Raw genomic sequence first — 16,637 nt, forward strand, 5'->3', positions numbered from 1 at the left:
CTGATTCGCAGAGGTCCCTATGTTCACGGCAACAGAGGCAGTCCCGGTAGCAAAAGTGGTGGCAGGAAATAAGCGTTACCCCGGCGTCGTTGCGCTGGATAACGTTAACTTCACGCTCAATAAAGGCGAAGTTCGTGCGCTGTTAGGTAAAAACGGCGCGGGCAAATCGACTCTCATTCGAATGCTTACCGGCAGCGAACGCCCGGATAGCGGTGATATCTGGATTGGCGAGACGCGACTGGAAGGTGACGAAGCTACGTTGACTCGCCGTGCCGCTGAACTGGGGGTTCGTGCGGTTTATCAGGAATTAAGTCTGGTGGAAGGGCTGACGGTGGCAGAAAACCTCTGCCTTGGTCAATGGCCTCGCCGCAACGGCATGATTGATTACCTGCAAATGGCGCAGGATGCCCAACGTTGCTTACAGGCGCTGGGCGTTGACGTTAGTCCTGAACAACTTGTTTCAACGCTAAGCCCGGCGCAAAAGCAACTGGTGGAAATTGCACGGGTGATGAAGGGCGAGCCGCGCGTGGTCATTCTTGATGAACCCACCAGCTCGCTTGCCAGTGCAGAAGTTGAACTGGTGATCAGTGCGGTGAAAAAGATGTCGGCACTGGGCGTGGCGGTGATTTATGTCAGCCACCGGATGGAAGAAATCCGCCGCATTGCCTCCTGTGCCACCGTTATGCGCGATGGTCAGGTGGCGGGCGATGTGATGCTCGAAAACACCTCCACGCATCATATTGTGTCGCTAATGCTCGGGCGCGATCACGTTGATATTGCGCCGGTAGCCCCTCAGGAAATTGTGGATCAGGCCGTGCTGGAAGTCCGTGCATTACGCCATAAGCCCAAGCTGGAGGATATCAGCTTTACGTTACGTCGCGGCGAAGTGCTTGGCATTGCTGGCCTGCTGGGGGCAGGGCGCAGTGAATTGCTGAAGGCGATTGTTGGGCTGGAGGAGTATGAACAGGGCGAAATTGTTATCAACGGCGAGAAAATCACGCGCCCCGATTACGGCGACATGCTGAAACGCGGCATTGGCTATACGCCAGAAAACCGCAAAGAAGCGGGGATCATTCCCTGGTTGGGCGTTGACGAAAATACAGTGCTGACCAATCGGCAAAAAATCAGCGCCAACGGCGTACTGCAATGGTCCACCATCCGCCGCCTGACCGAAGAGGTGATGCAGCGGATGACGGTCAAGGCCGCCAGTAGCGAAACGCCCATCGGCACGCTTTCTGGCGGCAATCAGCAAAAAGTGGTGATCGGTCGTTGGGTCTATGCCGCCAGCCAGATTTTGTTGCTCGACGAGCCAACGCGCGGCGTCGATATCGAAGCCAAACAGCAGATTTACCGTATTGTCCGTGAGCTGGCTGCCGAAGGAAAAAGCGTGGTGTTTATCTCCAGTGAAGTGGAGGAGTTGCCGCTGGTCTGTGACCGCATCCTGTTATTACAGCACGGCACGTTCTCGCAGGAGTTTCACGCTCCGGTCAATGTGGATGAGCTGATGTCCGCCATTCTGTCTGTGCACTGATGAATTTTACCGAGGAACCTGAAGATGTCTGCTTCGTCATTACCATTGCCGCAGGGCAAGAGCGTCTCGCTCAAACAATTTGTCAGTCGCCATATTAATGAGATCGGTTTGCTGGTGGTGATTGCCATTCTTTATCTGGTCTTCTCCCTGAACGCGCCAGGCTTTATCTCATTGAATAACCAGATGAACGTGCTGCGCGATGCCGCCATCATTGGGATTGCCGCCTGGGCGATGACGCTGATTATTATCTCCGGTGAAATTGATGTCAGCGTTGGGCCGATGGTGGCTTTTGTCTCGGTGTGCCTGGCATTTTTGCTGCAATTTGAAGTTCCGCTGGCGGTGGCGTGTCTGCTGGTGTTGCTGTTAGGCGCGCTGATGGGAACGCTCGCCGGGGTGCTGCGCGGCGTGTTTAACGTACCAAGTTTCGTTGCCACACTGGGGCTGTGGAGCGCCCTGCGCGGAATGGGGCTGTTTATGACGAACGCACTGCCAGTGCCGATTGACGAAAACGAGGTGCTGGACTGGCTGGGCGGACAATTTCTCGGTGTGCCGGTATCCGCGCTGATCATGATTGTGTTGTTTGCGCTGTTTGTGTTCATCAGCCGCAAAACCGCCTTCGGGCGCTCGGTTTTTGCCGTTGGCGGTAATGCTACGGCGGCGCAGTTGTGCGGCATCAACGTTCGTCGGGTGCGCATTCTTATCTTTACCCTTTCGGGATTATTAGCGGCGGTGACCGGCATTTTGTTGGCGGCGCGCCTCGGTTCTGGTAACGCAGGTGCCGCAAACGGTCTGGAGTTTGACGTCATCGCCGCGGTCGTGGTCGGCGGTACGGCACTTTCCGGCGGTCGCGGTTCCCTGTTCGGTACATTGCTTGGTGTGCTGGTGATTACGCTAATCGGTAACGGTCTGGTGCTGCTCGGTATTAACTCCTTTTTCCAGCAGGTGGTACGCGGCGTCATCATCGTGGTGGCGGTGCTGGCGAATATCTTGCTGACCCAGCGAAGCAGTAAAGCGAAACGCTAAACCTTAACGCCCCTGGCGCGGGTGCGGCAGGGATGAAAATTAATCGTATTGTTAATGAGGGATTTATGAAAACGATGCTGGCAGCTTATTTACCAGGAAATTCAACCGTCGATCTGCGGGAAGTTGCGGTGCCGACGCCGGGGATTAACCAGGTACTGATCAAAATGAAATCCTCCGGGATTTGCGGAAGCGATGTCCACTATATCTATCATCAACACCGTGCCACGGCGGCGGCACCCGATAAACCGTTATACCAGGGATTTATCAACGGTCATGAACCGTGCGGGCAGATTGTGGCGATGGGGCAAGGCTGTCGCCATTTTAAAGAGGGTGATCGCGTGCTGGTGTATCACATTTCTGGCTGTGGTTTTTGCCCGAACTGCCGCCGCGGCTTTCCTATCTCTTGTACTGGCAAAGGAAAAGCGGCTTACGGCTGGCAGCGTGACGGCGGTCATGCCGAATATCTGCTGGCGGAAGAAAAAGATCTGATCCTCCTGCCGGATGCGCTGAGCTACGAAGATGGTGCGTTTATCAGTTGCGGCGTTGGCACGGCCTATGAAGGGATTTTGCGCGGCGAAGTTTCCGGCAGCGATAAAGTGCTGGTGGTCGGTCTGGGGCCGGTCGGCATGATGGCGATGATGCTGGCGAAAGGTCGCGGTGCAAAACGGATCATCGGCGTTGATATGCTGCCGGAACGTCTGGCGATGGCAAAACAGTTAGGGGTGATGGATCACGGCTATTTAGCAACCACCGAAGGTCTGCCGCAGATTATCGCCGAACTCACCCACGGTGGCGCGGATGTTGCGCTCGATTGTTCCGGTAATGCCGCAGGTCGCTTGCTGGCACTGCAATCCACCGCTGACTGGGGACGGGTGGTTTACATTGGTGAAACCGGAAAAGTGGAATTCGAGGTCAGCGCCGATCTGATGCACCATCAACGGCGGATTATCGGCTCCTGGGTGACCAGTCTGTTCCATATGGAAAAATGCGCCCATGATCTGACGGACTGGAAGCTGTGGCCGCGTAACGCCATTACCCATCGCTTCTCGCTGGAACAGGCAGGTGATGCCTATGCGCTGATGGCGAGCGGCAAATGCGGGAAAGTTGTGATTAACTTCCCGGATTAAGGAGTTAGCGGATGACCATCTATACCTTATCCCACGGGTCGCTAAAGCTGGACGTTTCTGACCAGGGCGGCGTAATCGAAGGCTTCTGGCGCGATACGACGCCGCTCTTACGTCCTGGTAAAAAAAGCGGTGTGGCAACCGATGCCTCATGTTTTCCGCTGGTGCCATTTGCAAACCGGGTGAGCGGCAATCGTTTTGTCTGGCAGGGGCGTGAGTATCAACTGCAACCGAATGTTGAGTGGGATGCGCACTATCTACACGGCGATGGCTGGCTGGGCGAGTGGCAATGTGTCTCGCACAGCGATGATAGTTTGTGTCTGGTGTATGAACATCGCAGCGGTGTCTATCACTATCGGGTAAGTCAGGCGTTTCATTTAACGGCGGATACGCTGACGGTGACGCTCTCTGTCACCAATCAAGGGGCAGAGACGCTGCCATTTGGTACCGGCTGGCATCCTTATTTTCCGTTGTCGCCGCAAACGCGGATTCAGGCACAGGCGAGCGGTTACTGGCTGGAGCGGGAGCAGTGGCTGGCGGGTGAGTTTTGCGAGCAGCTACCGCAGGAACTGGATTTTAACCAGCCCGCGCCGTTGCCGCGCCAGTGGGTGAACAATGGTTTTGCCGGATGGAATGGTCAGGCCCGCATCGAGCAGCCGCAGGAAGGTTATGCCATCATCATGGAAACGACGCCACCTGCACCGTGTTATTTCATCTTTGTTTCCGACCCTGCGTTTGATAAAGGATATGCGTTTGATTTCTTCTGTCTGGAACCGATGAGCCATGCGCCGGATGATCATCATCGCCCGGAAGGGGGTGATCTCATTGCGCTAGCACCAGGGGAATCAACAACTTCAGAGATGTCGTTGCGGGTAGAGTGGCTGTAATTTATTAAATGCCGGATAAGGCGTTCACGCCGCATCCGGCATCTTTCCTAACGCCGATCGAGAGAAATTGCCCCCGGCCCGGTAATTGCCAGCAGCAGGAATGCGCCAGCGATACTGACATTCTTCCAGAAATTAATCATATTTGGCCCAACCGCATCGCCGGTCATATCCCAGTAATGGTGACCAATCACCGCCGTACCCAGCGTGTAGAAAATAAACAGCACCGCCAGCGGACGGGTGAAAAAGCCAAGCACGATTAATATCGCGGCGGGCACTTCCATAACTACCGCAATAATCGCTGCCAGCATCGGCATCGGCGCGCCCAACGAGGCCATATATTGGACCGTACCGTCAAAGCCCATCATTTTGGGAAAACCAAAAATAATGAAAATTAAGACCACGGCGATACGGGCAATTAATAACAAAACGGGGCGGGCAGCTCCAAAATCAAAATAACGTAGTGTGTTCATAACCAATCCCTTTGCAAGATAATGTGATTTAAACGTAATACACACTCTTGCACCTCGCCACGCCCCAGGCATTGAGATATTCGCTAATTATCCTGGTTACAGTGATTTAAGCGCGATGTTCTCATCTATCAGCAGTTTCGCATCAAACGTTTTGCCGCTCTGGATCCATTTGCGAATTGGGCGAATCTCACGCCCCTGATTCAGCGTGACCGCACCGATAAGCACGCCGTTTTGCAGATTAAACCAAATCGCCTTCTGAGTTTCCGGGTTGCCACGACAAAGCCAGTCATCGCCACGCATATCGCCAATAAACTGTAAGTTATCACTGTACTGATCGCTCCAGAACCACGGCGGCGGCAGTAGCGGTAGCGGTAGCCCTAACATTGCGGCAGCGGCAATTTGCGCCTGGTTATTGGCGTTTTCCCAGCTTTCGCAGCGGTGTAGTGCACCATTATCAAGACGAGTGATTGCCACATCGCCACCGGCAAAGATCGCGGGATCGCAGGTGCGGCAAGCCTCATCAATGACAATGCCATTGGCAGTATCAAGGTTGGCCTCGCGAGCCAGTTGCTCGTTGGCGCTGATACCAATACCGTAAATCACCACATCAGCCTGAAGCGTTTCCCCACTTTGCAGCGTCAGTTCTACTTTTTCACCATCGACCACATGTTCAATGGCATTATTGAGCAGAATGCGCACACCAGCCTGCTGGTGGCGCTGTAAAAGATAGCGTTGCACGGGCGGTGGTGCATTACGGCCCATGACGGTTGCCGCCAGTTCAATCACTGTCACCTTACATCTGCGCTGCGTGGCGCTGGCAGCCAGTTCCAGACCAATAGTTCCGGCACCGACAATCACGACTGACCGTTCGGGCTGCAGAACTTCTCGCAGTCTGGCGGCATCACCGGCATGGCGTAGGGTAAAGCAGCGTTCTCCCAGTGCATCAAGCAACGGCAGCGGTCGAGCTGCCGCGCCGGTTGCTATAAAAAGCTGATCCCAGTGCCAGCTTTCGCCGTTGGTTAACACTAACTCTCGTGTGTCGCGACCCAGCGTTTTGATGGTTACACCGGAATGCAGATGAACATTGTTTTCCTGCCACCAGTTAGCGGGTAACACCTGCTGTAACTGCGGGGAATCTTCCAGCAACATGGATTTCGAGAGTGGAGGTCGTTCATAAGGAAGATGTCGCTCATCGGAAAACAGATGCAGCTCACCGGTGAACCCTTGCTGGCGTAGCGAGGCCGCAGCCATTGCCGCCGCTTGCCCGCCACCGACAATAATGATCGTTTTTTCTTTCATCGTGCTTCCTTAAAGATCCAGCCCAGCCGCTACGTGGCGAATGCCGCGAATCGCTAAACCCGCATCAGCGTTGATCATCACACCGCTTAATGCGCGATTATTGCGCCGCGATGCCAACATCACATACGGCCCCGTAAAATCCGCCGGTTGCGGGAAAAATTGCAGCGGTAAAATGGCGGCAATTTTCTCCGGCGTCAGAGACTGCATTATCGAGGTTTCACTTTGCCCGAGCGCCTGTGGGCCGCGCAGGTCGCTGGCCATACCACACGGGCCGACGCCATTCACCCGCACTTTCGGTGCCAGTTCATAAGCCAGTTGGCGAATAAGTCCGGTTGCGGCATGTTTACTGGCGGTGTACAGCGGGCCACCGCCGCCAGGATACCAGGCGGCATTTGACAGTGTGAAAATCATGCTGCCTTCACTGGCGATTAACGCCGGAGCGCAGGCTTTTGCGCCCAGCAGGTAACCGAGAACATTGACGTTAAATAGCTCGTGGAAGCCGGTTTCGAGCGTCTCTGCGGGAGTATTAACCAGTGAGGCATTGTGATCCCAGATGCCCGCATTGCCGATAAAACAATCCAGCTTGCCGGAACGAGTCAGGATCTGATCGACCGCGCGTTGATAATCGGCATAACAGGTCACGTTACCTTCCACCGCCAGAATATGTTCGCCAAATCGCTGACGCAGACTGGCGACTTTTGCCGCCGACAGTTCCAGCGTGGCAACCTGCGCGCCTTCTTCGATAAATCGCTCGACCAGCGCCAGCCCTAATCCCGATCCGCCGCCGGTAATAAAAATGGACTCGTTATGCAGATCGCTCATGGCTGCGCCTCCGGTAAGTCGATGAAAATGTCACCACCTTCAACGTGTACTGGATAAGTGGTGAGCGGATCGGTGGCGGGCAGGCATAACGCTTTCCCCGTTTTCAGGCAAAAACTGGCGGCGTGTAGCGGGCACTCCACCGTGGCGTCATCTTCCAGATACCCTTCTGACATTGACGCATTACCATGGCTGCAACGATCGTTAATGGCATAAAACTCGCCGCCAACGTTGAACAGGGCGATGACGGGCGAGGTATCGATCCGGAGAGCCTCACCCTCCGGCACATCCGCAACGGGACACGCATAAATTCGATTCATCAGAACAGTACACTCAGGTTATGGGAAGTGATTACCGCTTGATCCAGGACGATATCCCGTTCCAGCAAGCGCCAGTTGTCATCTTCCAGACGGCGAACTTTGTCGAAACGCGTTCCAACATAGAATGTTTCATCGCGCTCTTTTTGTGCCCGATAAAGCAGATAATTTACCCGCACAGCAAATACGTTTGGGATGTCGGTTTCGCTTATCTGGCAGTTGCTGATTAAGTGACGGGTGCGTGACGGCGGCTCTTCTGCCCAGGCCATGCCCGTTTCCAGACGGGCGATTCGCCGCTCCAGCTGGTCTTTGGTGTCATTAAAAATCCAGGTTGTCGGTGGCTGGACGCCTTTGCGGCGGTCGCGTGTTTGCGCGTTAACTGTGGTGCGCATGGTGTAACGAATCTCTTCGTCGAGCTGCGCCAGCCAGTCACGAAATTTCCAGTCGTCCAGTAAGCTGGCTTCGTGAAAGAGAAACTGGCTAATGCGGTGATGTAACTCTAGTGAAACTTGCGCACTCATTTCATCACCTCCTGCTGGTAAGCGGCGGTTTTATCGAGCACTTCCTGCCAGCTTTCGCTACTCAGAAGATCGGCCCAGCGTTGGTACATTCCACGAGCGGCAGTTTCTGAAAAGATATAGTTAGTAATGCCAGGAATGCCGTCGTCGCGGCGCTTTTCCTGACCAAGCCCCATTTCCAGACACAGTTTGCTGTTGCGGGCGCGGTGGCCTTTAAGCAATTTCTGGATTTCACACCAGTTCTCCGAGTCATCTTGCTCGAGAAAACCAGCAGGACCAAAAGCACGAGTGGCGCTGTTTTCAAAAGCGGCTTTAACTTCATCGGAGGCGGCTTTGTCAGTAATACAGAACGCCCACACTTCAACTTGATCAGGGCCGCGCGGATGCCAGACGCGGAGTGTGGCAGTGCCGTTTAGCCATGAAAGCGTGGGGAATATATTGTTATGACCCGCCAGGCGCAGGGCGCGAACTTCACCTAAACGTTGTTCTGCTTCGGCATAGGTTTCGCGGTAATAGCTTGAAACTGCGCCATCGACCCAGACATTAGCATCCGGTTTTTCAGTAAAGAAGAAACCGCTACCGTGACCGTCCTGACCAAATTGCAGCGCATCTTTGGCGGTTTCCCACACCGGGCGGGCGGTTTGTCCATCACCGAGGCGCTTATCGCTGCCATCATCTTTCGCCCCTAATACCTGAACGGCAGAAGCATGGCTGAACAGAGCATGATACTGGTCACTGGCGAACTGCTCTGCCGGGAATTTCCAGTTACAGTTGATCACCCACTTTTGTACGCCGCCGACAATTTCGGTGCCGCCTTCGCGACGATCCAGCATGCCATCCAGATACCAGGCAATGTCACCCAGGTAATCACGCAGGCCCGGTGCGCTGGTATCCCAGTTGCCAAAAATCAGCCCTTTATAACTCTCCACACAAGGAACTTCGTTTAGTCCCCAGTGGGATTTACACAACCCTTGTGGGTAGGCGCGAGGTTCCAGCGGTACATCGATCAACTCGCCGTTAATGCCATAAGACCAGCCGTGATACGGGCAGGTAAAGGCGCGAGTGTTGCCGCAATCTGCATAACTCACACGCATGGCCCGGTGGCGGCATTGGTTGAGAAACGCCTTGATGCTGCCGTCTTTCTGACGCACTACGACAACCGCATCTTCTCCCATGTAGGTGTTAAAGAAATCACCGGGTTTTGGGATCTGGCTTTCGTGGGCGAGAAATAGCCAGCAACGACCGAAAATACGCTCAAGCTCCAGTTGGTAAATATCTGGGTCGGTATAAATACGCGGAGTGATCCGACCATTTTGGGTGTCAATCAGTTGGTAAATGTTCAAATCTGAGGGTGTGGTCATATTTTTTAATCCTGAAAGATAAGATGTATTGACCTTCTATTTTTGTGCCATAAGGATGTTGCTGGTTGGTTGCTAATATGTGAAATAGTTAATTTCTACCAGCTGAGACGTTTTTTCGATAACAAGGGGAAGGTGATGGAACTACGGCATTTACGCTATTTCGTCGCAGTGGCGCAGGCACTGAACTTTACCCGTGCGGCGGAAAAACTGCATACCTCACAGCCTTCGTTAAGCAGCCAGATCCGCGATCTTGAAAACTGTGTCGGTGTTCCGTTACTGGTGAGGGATAAGCGCAAAGTCGCGTTGACGGCGGCGGGAGAATGTTTTCTCCAGGACGCGCTGGCAATCCTCGAACAAGCGGAAAATGCCAAATTACGGGCGCGGAAAATTGTTCAGGAAGACAGACAATTAACCATTGGCTTTGTGCCATCGGCGGAAGTGAATTTACTGCCAAAAGTATTACCGATGTTTCGTCTCAGACAGCCAGACACCTTGATTGAGCTGGTGAGTTTAATCACCACGCAACAGGAGGAAAAAATTCGCCGTGGTGAACTCGACGTCGGCTTAATGCGCCATCCTGTTTATAGCCCGGAGATTGATTATCTGGAGCTTTTTGACGAACCATTAGTGGTTGTGTTACCGGTTGATCACCCTTTAGCACATGAAAAAGAGATCACCGCCGCGCAACTGGATGGCGTGAATTTCGTCAGTACCGATCCGGCGTATTCCGGTTCGCTTGCGCCGATCGTTAAAGCGTGGTTTGCGCAAGAAAACAGCCAGCCAAATATCGTCCAGGTGGCAACGAATATTCTGGTGACCATGAATCTGGTGGGCATGGGGCTGGGCGTCACTTTGATACCCGGTTATATGAATAATTTTAATACCGGACAGGTTGTTTTTCGTCCCATTGCCGGAAATGTGCCTTCCATTGCTTTACTGATGGCGTGGAAGAAAGGGGAGATGAAGCCGGCATTACGCGATTTCATCGCCATTGTGCAGGAACGTTTGGCAAGCGTAACGGCATAATTACGCATTATTTTTGCAACATGCGTCGCGGATCTCAGTTTTTTAGTGCTTGTGAACTGGCGTTACAGACATCGGGAAGCAGGCTCGAATATTCTTATTTTTCAACTTGCACCAACATTCGATTAACCCCAGACTAACGCCTCCTGACGGGAGGGACTCATGGTTTTGCAATCCACGCGCTGGTTGGCGCTCGGCTATTTCACATACTTTTTTAGTTACGGCATTTTTCTACCTTTCTGGAGCGTCTGGCTTAAAGGGATTGGTTTAACGCCAGAAACCATCGGCCTGTTATTGGGGGCAGGTCTGGTTGCCCGTTTTCTCGGGAGTTTGCTCATCGCGCCCCGCGTCAGCGATCCTTCCCGCCTGATTTCCGCCTTGCGCGTGCTGGCACTGCTGACACTTCTCTTTGCTGTCGCCTTCTGGGCGGGGGCGCACGTAGCGTGGCTGATGCTGGTGATGATTGGCTTTAACCTCTTTTTCTCACCGCTGGTACCGTTGACCGATGCACTGGCGAATACGTGGCAAAAGCAGTTCCCGCTTGATTACGGCAAAGTGCGACTGTGGGGCTCGGTGGCGTTTGTCATTGGCTCGGCGCTGACGGGCAAACTGGTCACTATGTTTGATTATCAGGTGATCCTCGCGCTGTTAACATTGGGCGTGGCATCCATGCTGCTCGGCTTTCTCATCCGTCCGACGATTCAGCCACAAGGGGCAAGCCGCCAGCAGGAGAGCACCGGTTGGTCTGCGTGGTTGGCGCTGGTTCGCCAGAACTGGCGCTTTCTGGCCTGCGTTTGTTTATTGCAGGGGGCACATGCGGCCTATTACGGTTTTAGCGCCATTTACTGGCAGGCAGCTGGCTACTCGGCCTCGGCGGTGGGGTATTTGTGGTCGCTGGGCGTGGTGGCGGAAGTCATTATCTTTGCGCTGAGTAATAAACTTTTCCGCCGTTGTAGTGCTCGCGATATGCTGTTGATCTCGGCGATTTGCGGCGTAGTGCGCTGGGGCATTATGGGAGCAACTACGGCGTTGCCGTGGTTGATAGTGGTGCAAATTCTGCATTGCGGCACCTTCACGGTCTGCCACCTGGCCGCCATGCGTTATATTGCTGCTCGCCAGGGTAGCGAAGTCATCCGTTTACAGGCGGTTTACTCTGCCGTCGCGATGGGCGGCAGTATCGCTATCATGACCGTTTTCGCCGGTTTCCTGTATCAATATCTGGGCCACGGCGTGTTCTGGGTGATGGCGCTGGTGGCGCTTCCGGCAATGTTTTTGCGCCCGAAAGTTGTTCCCTCATGCTGATTCGAGCATTTTGCGGATCTGCTCCTGTTGATGTGTTGTCAGTGTCAGGTCCGTATAGATCAGCGGTGGTGAAAAGAGCGGTAACGGCATGGTATAAGGAGCAATAATCAGTGCCGCGCCTCGCGGAGCGCCTGTCTGCAAAAATGCCTTTACCGACATATGCTTAATGTTGAGCGGCAGTAACGTTAGTTCGCGTAACTGCTGCTCAATCTGCGCTTCTCGCTCGCTATCATTCCCGGTCAGTAGAATAATCTGTTTTTCATGCAGATCGTTTTCCTGCATTAGCCAGGCACCGAAAATCACCGCGACCAGACCACTTTCCTCATCAGAAAGATGGACGCCGTATTCACTTTCAAATCCGGCCAGCGCCGCGCGGGTGGTGCGCACCAGGCGTGGATACAGTCTGGCGAACTCTTCCGGCAGGGTATTATCAATACCGATGGCAAACAAACTGCGATTTAACGCCTGGGCGAGGTGGGTATAAAGCTGATCACATAACCCCTGTTCATCATAAAAACGAACATTTCCCAGCTCACGAAAATGGTTTACCAGACGTTTGATAGACTGACGCAATTGTCTGTCCCGCTGATGCGCATCCCGCAATGGATCGGGAACCCGCAACATGGAAAAAAGTAGTGCCATAAACAGTGGCTCATCAGGTGGTACAGGCTGGAGCGCCCGACGCTGCCAGTGGCGTCCAATTTCCTGCGCTACCTGAAATTCAAGGCAGGATTCCGCCCAGCGACGTTGGAGCGGATTAAACTGAGGCGTAATTCCAGCGTGGTGCTGCAGCAAACAATATTGCAGATACAGACACAGGAAATGAATATCGCGCGATTCAAAGCGTTTTTGCAGCCGTCGGGAGCAGAGATTCACTAACGCTTGTAGATTGGTATCGTCGTAAAAGTTACGCGCAATTCCGCGCCGCTTCAGTTCACTCTTCAGGGCGGGGGTGAATTGGCTGGTAATAAATGACGGACACAGACGGAAACCACGTCGTAGCCAGTGAAATAAACACAAACGTTGGTTAAGCACTGTACCTTCAACCCGGTAGCTACCGTCATAACCAGCCGTCAGTGTGAGTTGATGATAGCGCAGGATCTCCTGTCCTGTTTCGCTGATATCAAGACTGGCAATATCATCATCCACACCATTAAGCTCGCTGAAAGTTGCCGTGGTGGCGGTCAACCCCGGCTGAAAGAGCGTCAGCAAGATCTGGCAGCGGCGCTGGGGAGCCGAAAGGACAGATGGTGGAGCAAGCGTAGGCATCATCTGTAGATCTCCCATAAGCATAATTGATAAGAATAGCTAAAGTTTGCTCAGGGAAATGACGAAGGGAATGCTAATCATCAGAAATGTTGGCAAGCGTCACAGAATTTTTCTCATCTTAAACTGTTCTGACCAGTGGATTAGCATGTCTTAAGGTGGTTTTGTGAATGATTATCTTGCTAGCGATCATGGGTTAGTTCTGCGGATTCAACGCGCTAAGGATAAAGTCCACCATCTGTTCGCGATAAACATCGCCGTGGCGATCGGAAAAAGCATCAATGTGTTCGCCATCCGGGATTAGGATCAACCGTTTTGGCTCTTTTGCCAGGCTATACAACTTTTCGCTGTGCTGCCATGGGATAACGTGATCAGCTTTACCGTGAATGAGTAAAAGCGGGATCGGGCTGACGCTGGCGATATAATTTTCGCCGCTGTAACTCTCATCAAGTAAGTAGCCACTGCCGGGGATCATCTGGTTGGCGATGGTTGCATAAGAGGCAAATGTGGAGTCGAGGATCACCGCACGTATGCCTTCACGATCACCCTGACCAATAACAGCAAGAATATTCGCCCCGCCAATACTCTGCCCGAACAGCACCAGCCGTTGTGGGTTTACATCACTGCGATGGCGCACCACATTGATGGCGCTTTGCGTATCGTCCAGCAATCCGGCCTGGGACGGCGTGCCTTTTGATTTACCAAACCCGCGATAATCAAACATAAAAACGTTGAAATTACGCTCGGGTAACCAACTGACCAGCGGCCAGTGGGCGGACATATTTCCGGCATTGCCGTGAGCATGAATGATGGTTGCGATGGCGTTGTCAGCAGGGCCCGTCGAAGAAGGAATAAACCAGCCTTGCAGACGAGTACCGTCCTTAGCCGTAAATTCGACGGATTCCGCCGACCAGGGGTCGGGACCGTAAATTTTATCGTCAGGATAATAGAAGAAGTTGATGGCAACGCGCGGCACTAAATAAACGCAGAAGGCAACAACAAAGAGAATAAACAGAATTTTGGGAACGCGTTTGTTCACTGGCAGTGCCATAACCTTTCCTTGCGACTTCTTTATCATCCATTAATCGGGGAAAGATGGTGGGAGAGTGACGAAAGAAAGTAAAGCGGTGAGGAAGTATTTCAGAATAGCGCCTGAAAGGCGAGGGCGGGTGAGTGACATCACCCGCCTGAGTCATTAACGCTTCAGAGCGTCGCTTAACTCGTCACGCATGTTCGCCAGCATGGCTTTCACAACACGTGGGTTACCAGCAACGATGTTACCGGTCAGCATATAGTTATGACCACCGGTGAAGTCGCTGACGATGCCGCCCGCTTCACGAACCAGCAGCTCGCCTGCCGCGAAATCCCACGGACGCAGACCGATTTCAAAGAAACCGTCAACACGACCCGCAGCGACGTAAGCCAGATCCAGCGCCGCAGAACCGGTACGACGGAAGTCTGCACATTCGTTGAACAGTTTGCCGACGATGTTGATGTAGGTAGTGGCGTACTGTTTTGCTTTGAACGGGAAGCCGGTCGCCAGAATGGTACCGTCGAGATCGCGAGCGGTGCTACCGCGCAGACGGTAGCCGTTCAGCTGTGCGCCCTGACCGCGAGTGGCGGTGAACAGTTCGTTACGCATAGGATCGTATACCACAGCAACTTCGGTGCGGCCTTTGATACGAACGGCGATAGATACCGCGAAGTGCGGCAGACGTTTGATAAAGTTGGTAGTGCCATCCAGTGGATCAATAACCCATTGAACATCCTGATCAGTACCTTCAAGTTCACCGCTTTCTTCGGTGATGATGGTGTGCTGTGGGTAAGATTTACGAATCGTGTCGATAATCACCGCTTCGGCAGCTTTATCTACGTTGGTCACGAAATCGTTACTGCCTTTCTGGCTCGCTTCTACAGCGTCCGGGGTTTCATAGTTTTTGGCAATTAAATTACCCGCCTTGCGCGCTGCGCGCACGGCGATGTTCAGCATCGGATGCATCGGTCTCTCTCACTGGATGTTAAAGAACGGGAAAACGGCGCAGAGTATAGCAGCGAGATCGGCATCTGTCTTCGTTTTATGATAAGATGCGTGAATAATCTTTAGATGAAGAAAGACAATGCTGCAAAATATTCGAATTGTGCTGGTGGAGACGTCACACACCGGCAATATGGGTTCTGTTGCCCGTGCCATGAAAACAATGGGATTAACCAATCTGTGGCTGGTTAATCCACTGGTGAAACCCGACTCCCAGGCGATTGCCCTGGCAGCAGGGGCCAGCGATGTGATTGGTAATGCTCACATCGTCGATACGCTCGACGAAGCGTTAGCCGGTTGTAGCCTGGTGGTGGGCACCAGCGCACGCTCCCGCACGCTGCCGTGGCCGATGCTCGACCCGCGCGAATGCGGTCTGAAAAGCGTCGCTGAAGCGGCAAATACCCCGGTGGCGCTGGTGTTTGGTCGTGAGCGCGTCGGCTTGACCAATGAAGAGTTGCAGAAATGCCATTATCATGTCGCGATTGCGGCTAACCCGGAATACAGCTCGCTGAACCTGGCGATGGCGGTTCAGGTTATTGCCTATGAAGTGCGTATGGCCTGGCTGGCGACTCAGGAAAATGGCGAGCAGGTCGAGCATGAAGAGACGCCGTATCCGCTGGTCGATGATCTGGAGCGTTTTTATGGTCATCTGGAACAAACGCTGCTGGCCACCGGTTTTATCCGTGAAAACCATCCGGGGCAGGTGATGAATAAATTGCGCCGTCTGTTTACCCGTGCGCGCCCGGAAAGCCAGGAATTGAATATCCTGCGCGGGATTCTGGCTTCTATTGAGCAGCAGAATAAAGGTAACAAGGCCGAATAACAGTAGTTGCCTGATGCGACGCTTAACGCGTCTTATCAGGCCTACAATGTACAGAACCGTAGGTCGGATAAGGTGTTCACACCGCATCCGACAACAGGTACAAACGCCACGATAAAAAAATGGCACTGAAGGTTAAATACCCGACTAAATCAGTCAAGTAAATAGTTGACCAATTTACTCGGGAATGTCAGACTTGACCCTGCTATGCAATACCCCCACTTTTACAATAAAAAACCCCGGGCAGGGGCGAGTTTGAGGTGAAGTAAGACATGAGACTGACATCTAAAGGGCGCTATGCCGTGACCGCAATGCTTGACGTTGCGCTCAACTCTGAAGCGGGCCCGGTACCGTTGGCTGATATTTCCGAACGTCAGGGAATTTCCCTTTCTTATCTGGAACAACTGTTTTCCCGTCTGCGTAAAAATGGTCTGGTTTCCAGCGTACGTGGACCAGGCGGTGGTTATCTGTTAGGCAAAGATGCCAGCAGCATCGCCGTTGGCGAAGTGATTAGCGCCGTTGACGAATCTGTAGATGCCACCCGTTGTCAGGGTAAAGGCGGCTGCCAGGGCGGCGATAAATGCCTGACCCACGCGCTGTGGCGTGATTTGAGCGACCGTCTCACCGGTTTTCTCAACAACATTACTTTAGGCGAACTGGTTAATAACCAGGAAGTGCTGGATGTGTCTGGTCGTCAGCATACTCACGACGCGCCACGCACCCGCACACAAGACGCGATCGACGTTAAGTTACGCGCTTAATAAAAAGAATTCAGAATCAGGCCGGAGTGCTAAATACTCCGTAAACACGGTCGTACATCCAGCCGGTAGCCTGATTCCTTG

General features: G+C 53.2%; 17 protein-coding genes. 8 read left to right on the plus strand and 9 right to left on the minus strand.

Features of this window, described 5'->3' with window-relative positions; genetic code table 11:
• Positions 1 to 19: 19 nt before the first annotated feature.
• The 4 genes from HGD79_RS22115 to HGD79_RS22130 are packed head-to-tail and all read left to right on the plus strand — an operon-like array spanning position 20 to position 4,565.
• Entirely contained in the window at positions 20 to 1,531 is a 1,512-nt protein-coding gene (locus tag HGD79_RS22115) for a sugar ABC transporter ATP-binding protein (RefSeq protein ID WP_000493470.1), read from the plus strand.
• A gap of 24 nt (positions 1,532 to 1,555) precedes the next feature.
• Entirely contained in the window at positions 1,556 to 2,554 is a 999-nt protein-coding gene (locus HGD79_RS22120) for an ABC transporter permease (RefSeq protein ID WP_063113626.1), read from the plus strand.
• Between the two features lie 32 nt (positions 2,555 to 2,586).
• A complete protein-coding gene (locus HGD79_RS22125) occupies positions 2,587 to 3,681 on the plus strand; it encodes a zinc-binding dehydrogenase (RefSeq protein ID WP_000700800.1) in 1,095 nt (364 codons plus the stop codon).
• A gap of 11 nt (positions 3,682 to 3,692) precedes the next feature.
• Entirely contained in the window at positions 3,693 to 4,565 is an 873-nt protein-coding gene (locus HGD79_RS22130) for an aldose 1-epimerase (RefSeq protein ID WP_000158547.1), read from the plus strand.
• 47 nt (positions 4,566 to 4,612) lie between these two features.
• On the opposite strand, the gene HGD79_RS22135 is transcribed toward HGD79_RS22130, so the two are convergent.
• From HGD79_RS22135 to hcaE, 6 genes are all read right to left on the minus strand, one after another.
• Positions 4,613 to 5,035: a DoxX family protein gene (locus HGD79_RS22135; RefSeq protein ID WP_001094726.1), complete on the minus strand. Its 423-nt coding sequence runs from the start codon at positions 5,033 to 5,035 to the stop codon at positions 4,613 to 4,615.
• Positions 5,036 to 5,131: 96 nt separating this feature from the next.
• Complete coding sequence (gene hcaD, locus HGD79_RS22140; protein WP_000660797.1) at positions 5,132 to 6,334, minus strand: phenylpropionate dioxygenase ferredoxin reductase subunit; 1,203 nt, start codon at positions 6,332 to 6,334, stop codon at positions 5,132 to 5,134.
• Positions 6,335 to 6,343: 9 nt separating this feature from the next.
• Entirely contained in the window at positions 6,344 to 7,156 is an 813-nt protein-coding gene (hcaB, locus tag HGD79_RS22145) for a 3-phenylpropionate-dihydrodiol/cinnamic acid-dihydrodiol dehydrogenase (protein ID WP_001281377.1), read from the minus strand.
• The gene (locus tag HGD79_RS22150; protein ID WP_001080102.1) at positions 7,153 to 7,473 is read right to left on the minus strand and encodes a bifunctional 3-phenylpropionate/cinnamic acid dioxygenase ferredoxin subunit; all 321 of its coding nucleotides are present in this window, start codon (positions 7,471 to 7,473) and stop codon (positions 7,153 to 7,155) included. Before HGD79_RS22150 ends, hcaB begins: the two co-directional genes overlap by 4 nt.
• A complete protein-coding gene (gene hcaF / locus HGD79_RS22155; RefSeq protein WP_001276072.1) occupies positions 7,473 to 7,991 on the minus strand; it encodes a 3-phenylpropionate/cinnamic acid dioxygenase subunit beta in 519 nt (172 codons plus the stop codon). The genes HGD79_RS22150 and hcaF overlap by 1 nt, the downstream gene beginning before the upstream one ends.
• Complete coding sequence (hcaE, locus tag HGD79_RS22160) at positions 7,988 to 9,349, minus strand: 3-phenylpropionate/cinnamic acid dioxygenase subunit alpha (protein ID WP_025670371.1); 1,362 nt, start codon at positions 9,347 to 9,349, stop codon at positions 7,988 to 7,990. The genes hcaF and hcaE overlap by 4 nt, the downstream gene beginning before the upstream one ends.
• A gap of 135 nt (positions 9,350 to 9,484) precedes the next feature.
• On the opposite strand from hcaE, the gene hcaR reads away from it, so the two are divergent.
• Positions 9,485 to 10,375 carry a DNA-binding transcriptional regulator HcaR gene (hcaR, locus tag HGD79_RS22165; RefSeq protein WP_000423257.1) on the plus strand — a complete coding sequence of 297 codons (891 nt, stop codon included), beginning with the start codon at positions 9,485 to 9,487 and terminating at the stop codon, positions 10,373 to 10,375.
• Between the two features lie 159 nt (positions 10,376 to 10,534).
• Positions 10,535 to 11,674 carry a 3-phenylpropionate MFS transporter gene (locus HGD79_RS22170; protein WP_000244191.1) on the plus strand — a complete coding sequence of 380 codons (1,140 nt, stop codon included), beginning with the start codon at positions 10,535 to 10,537 and terminating at the stop codon, positions 11,672 to 11,674.
• Here HGD79_RS22170 and csiE read toward each other — a convergent pair.
• The 3 genes from csiE to suhB all read right to left on the minus strand — a co-directional run bounded on the left by csiE (position 11,666) and on the right by suhB (position 14,939).
• Entirely contained in the window at positions 11,666 to 12,946 is a 1,281-nt protein-coding gene (gene csiE / locus HGD79_RS22175; RefSeq protein WP_000983012.1) for a stationary phase inducible protein CsiE, read from the minus strand. The two genes, HGD79_RS22170 and csiE, sit on opposite strands and share 9 nt — an antisense overlap.
• Positions 12,947 to 13,136: 190 nt before the next feature.
• Positions 13,137 to 13,991 carry an alpha/beta hydrolase gene (locus HGD79_RS22180; RefSeq protein WP_001299515.1) on the minus strand — a complete coding sequence of 285 codons (855 nt, stop codon included), beginning with the start codon at positions 13,989 to 13,991 and terminating at the stop codon, positions 13,137 to 13,139.
• Between the two features lie 144 nt (positions 13,992 to 14,135).
• Positions 14,136 to 14,939 (minus strand): inositol-1-monophosphatase, encoded by an 804-nt coding sequence (suhB, locus tag HGD79_RS22185; RefSeq protein WP_000553451.1) that lies wholly within the window; start codon positions 14,937 to 14,939, stop codon positions 14,136 to 14,138.
• A 118-nt stretch (positions 14,940 to 15,057) separates the two neighbouring features.
• On the opposite strand from suhB, the gene trmJ reads away from it, so the two are divergent.
• Both trmJ and iscR read left to right on the plus strand, forming a co-directional pair.
• Positions 15,058 to 15,798, plus strand: coding sequence for a tRNA (cytosine(32)/uridine(32)-2'-O)-methyltransferase TrmJ (trmJ, locus tag HGD79_RS22190; RefSeq protein ID WP_000940019.1), 741 nt, complete (start codon positions 15,058 to 15,060; stop codon positions 15,796 to 15,798).
• 269 nt (positions 15,799 to 16,067) lie between these two features.
• The gene (gene iscR / locus HGD79_RS22195; protein ID WP_001241357.1) at positions 16,068 to 16,556 is read left to right on the plus strand and encodes a Fe-S cluster assembly transcriptional regulator IscR; all 489 of its coding nucleotides are present in this window, start codon (positions 16,068 to 16,070) and stop codon (positions 16,554 to 16,556) included.
• The last annotated feature ends 81 nt before the right edge of the window (positions 16,557 to 16,637 follow it).

It is taken from the genome of Escherichia sp. SCLE84 (genome assembly GCF_012584495.1).
Taxonomy (GTDB): Bacteria; Pseudomonadota; Gammaproteobacteria; order Enterobacterales; family Enterobacteriaceae; genus ECMA0423.

Bases quoted from the DNA above. Each gene is read 5' to 3' on its own strand.
- HGD79_RS22180 (WP_001299515.1), bottom strand. From the start codon at position 13,991: ATGGCACTGCCAGTGAACAAACGCGTTCCCAAAATTCTGTTTATTCTC.
- trmJ (WP_000940019.1), top strand. From the start codon at position 15,058: ATGCTGCAAAATATTCGAATTGTGCTGGTGGAGACGTCACACACCGGC.
- hcaB (WP_001281377.1), bottom strand. From the start codon at position 7,156: ATGAGCGATCTGCATAACGAGTCCATTTTTATTACCGGCGGCGGATCG.
- HGD79_RS22120 (WP_063113626.1), top strand. From the start codon at position 1,556: ATGTCTGCTTCGTCATTACCATTGCCGCAGGGCAAGAGCGTCTCGCTC.
- HGD79_RS22130 (WP_000158547.1), top strand. From the start codon at position 3,693: ATGACCATCTATACCTTATCCCACGGGTCGCTAAAGCTGGACGTTTCT.
- iscR (WP_001241357.1), top strand. From the start codon at position 16,068: ATGAGACTGACATCTAAAGGGCGCTATGCCGTGACCGCAATGCTTGAC.
- HGD79_RS22115 (WP_000493470.1), top strand. From the start codon at position 20: ATGTTCACGGCAACAGAGGCAGTCCCGGTAGCAAAAGTGGTGGCAGGA.
- csiE (WP_000983012.1), bottom strand. From the start codon at position 12,946: ATGATGCCTACGCTTGCTCCACCATCTGTCCTTTCGGCTCCCCAGCGC.
- HGD79_RS22170 (WP_000244191.1), top strand. From the start codon at position 10,535: ATGGTTTTGCAATCCACGCGCTGGTTGGCGCTCGGCTATTTCACATAC.
- hcaD (WP_000660797.1), bottom strand. From the start codon at position 6,334: ATGAAAGAAAAAACGATCATTATTGTCGGTGGCGGGCAAGCGGCGGCA.
- hcaF (WP_001276072.1), bottom strand. From the start codon at position 7,991: ATGAGTGCGCAAGTTTCACTAGAGTTACATCACCGCATTAGCCAGTTT.
- HGD79_RS22125 (WP_000700800.1), top strand. From the start codon at position 2,587: ATGAAAATTAATCGTATTGTTAATGAGGGATTTATGAAAACGATGCTG.
- HGD79_RS22135 (WP_001094726.1), bottom strand. From the start codon at position 5,035: ATGAACACACTACGTTATTTTGATTTTGGAGCTGCCCGCCCCGTTTTG.
- hcaE (WP_025670371.1), bottom strand. From the start codon at position 9,349: ATGACCACACCCTCAGATTTGAACATTTACCAACTGATTGACACCCAA.
- HGD79_RS22150 (WP_001080102.1), bottom strand. From the start codon at position 7,473: ATGAATCGAATTTATGCGTGTCCCGTTGCGGATGTGCCGGAGGGTGAG.
- suhB (WP_000553451.1), bottom strand. From the start codon at position 14,939: ATGCATCCGATGCTGAACATCGCCGTGCGCGCAGCGCGCAAGGCGGGT.
- hcaR (WP_000423257.1), top strand. From the start codon at position 9,485: ATGGAACTACGGCATTTACGCTATTTCGTCGCAGTGGCGCAGGCACTG.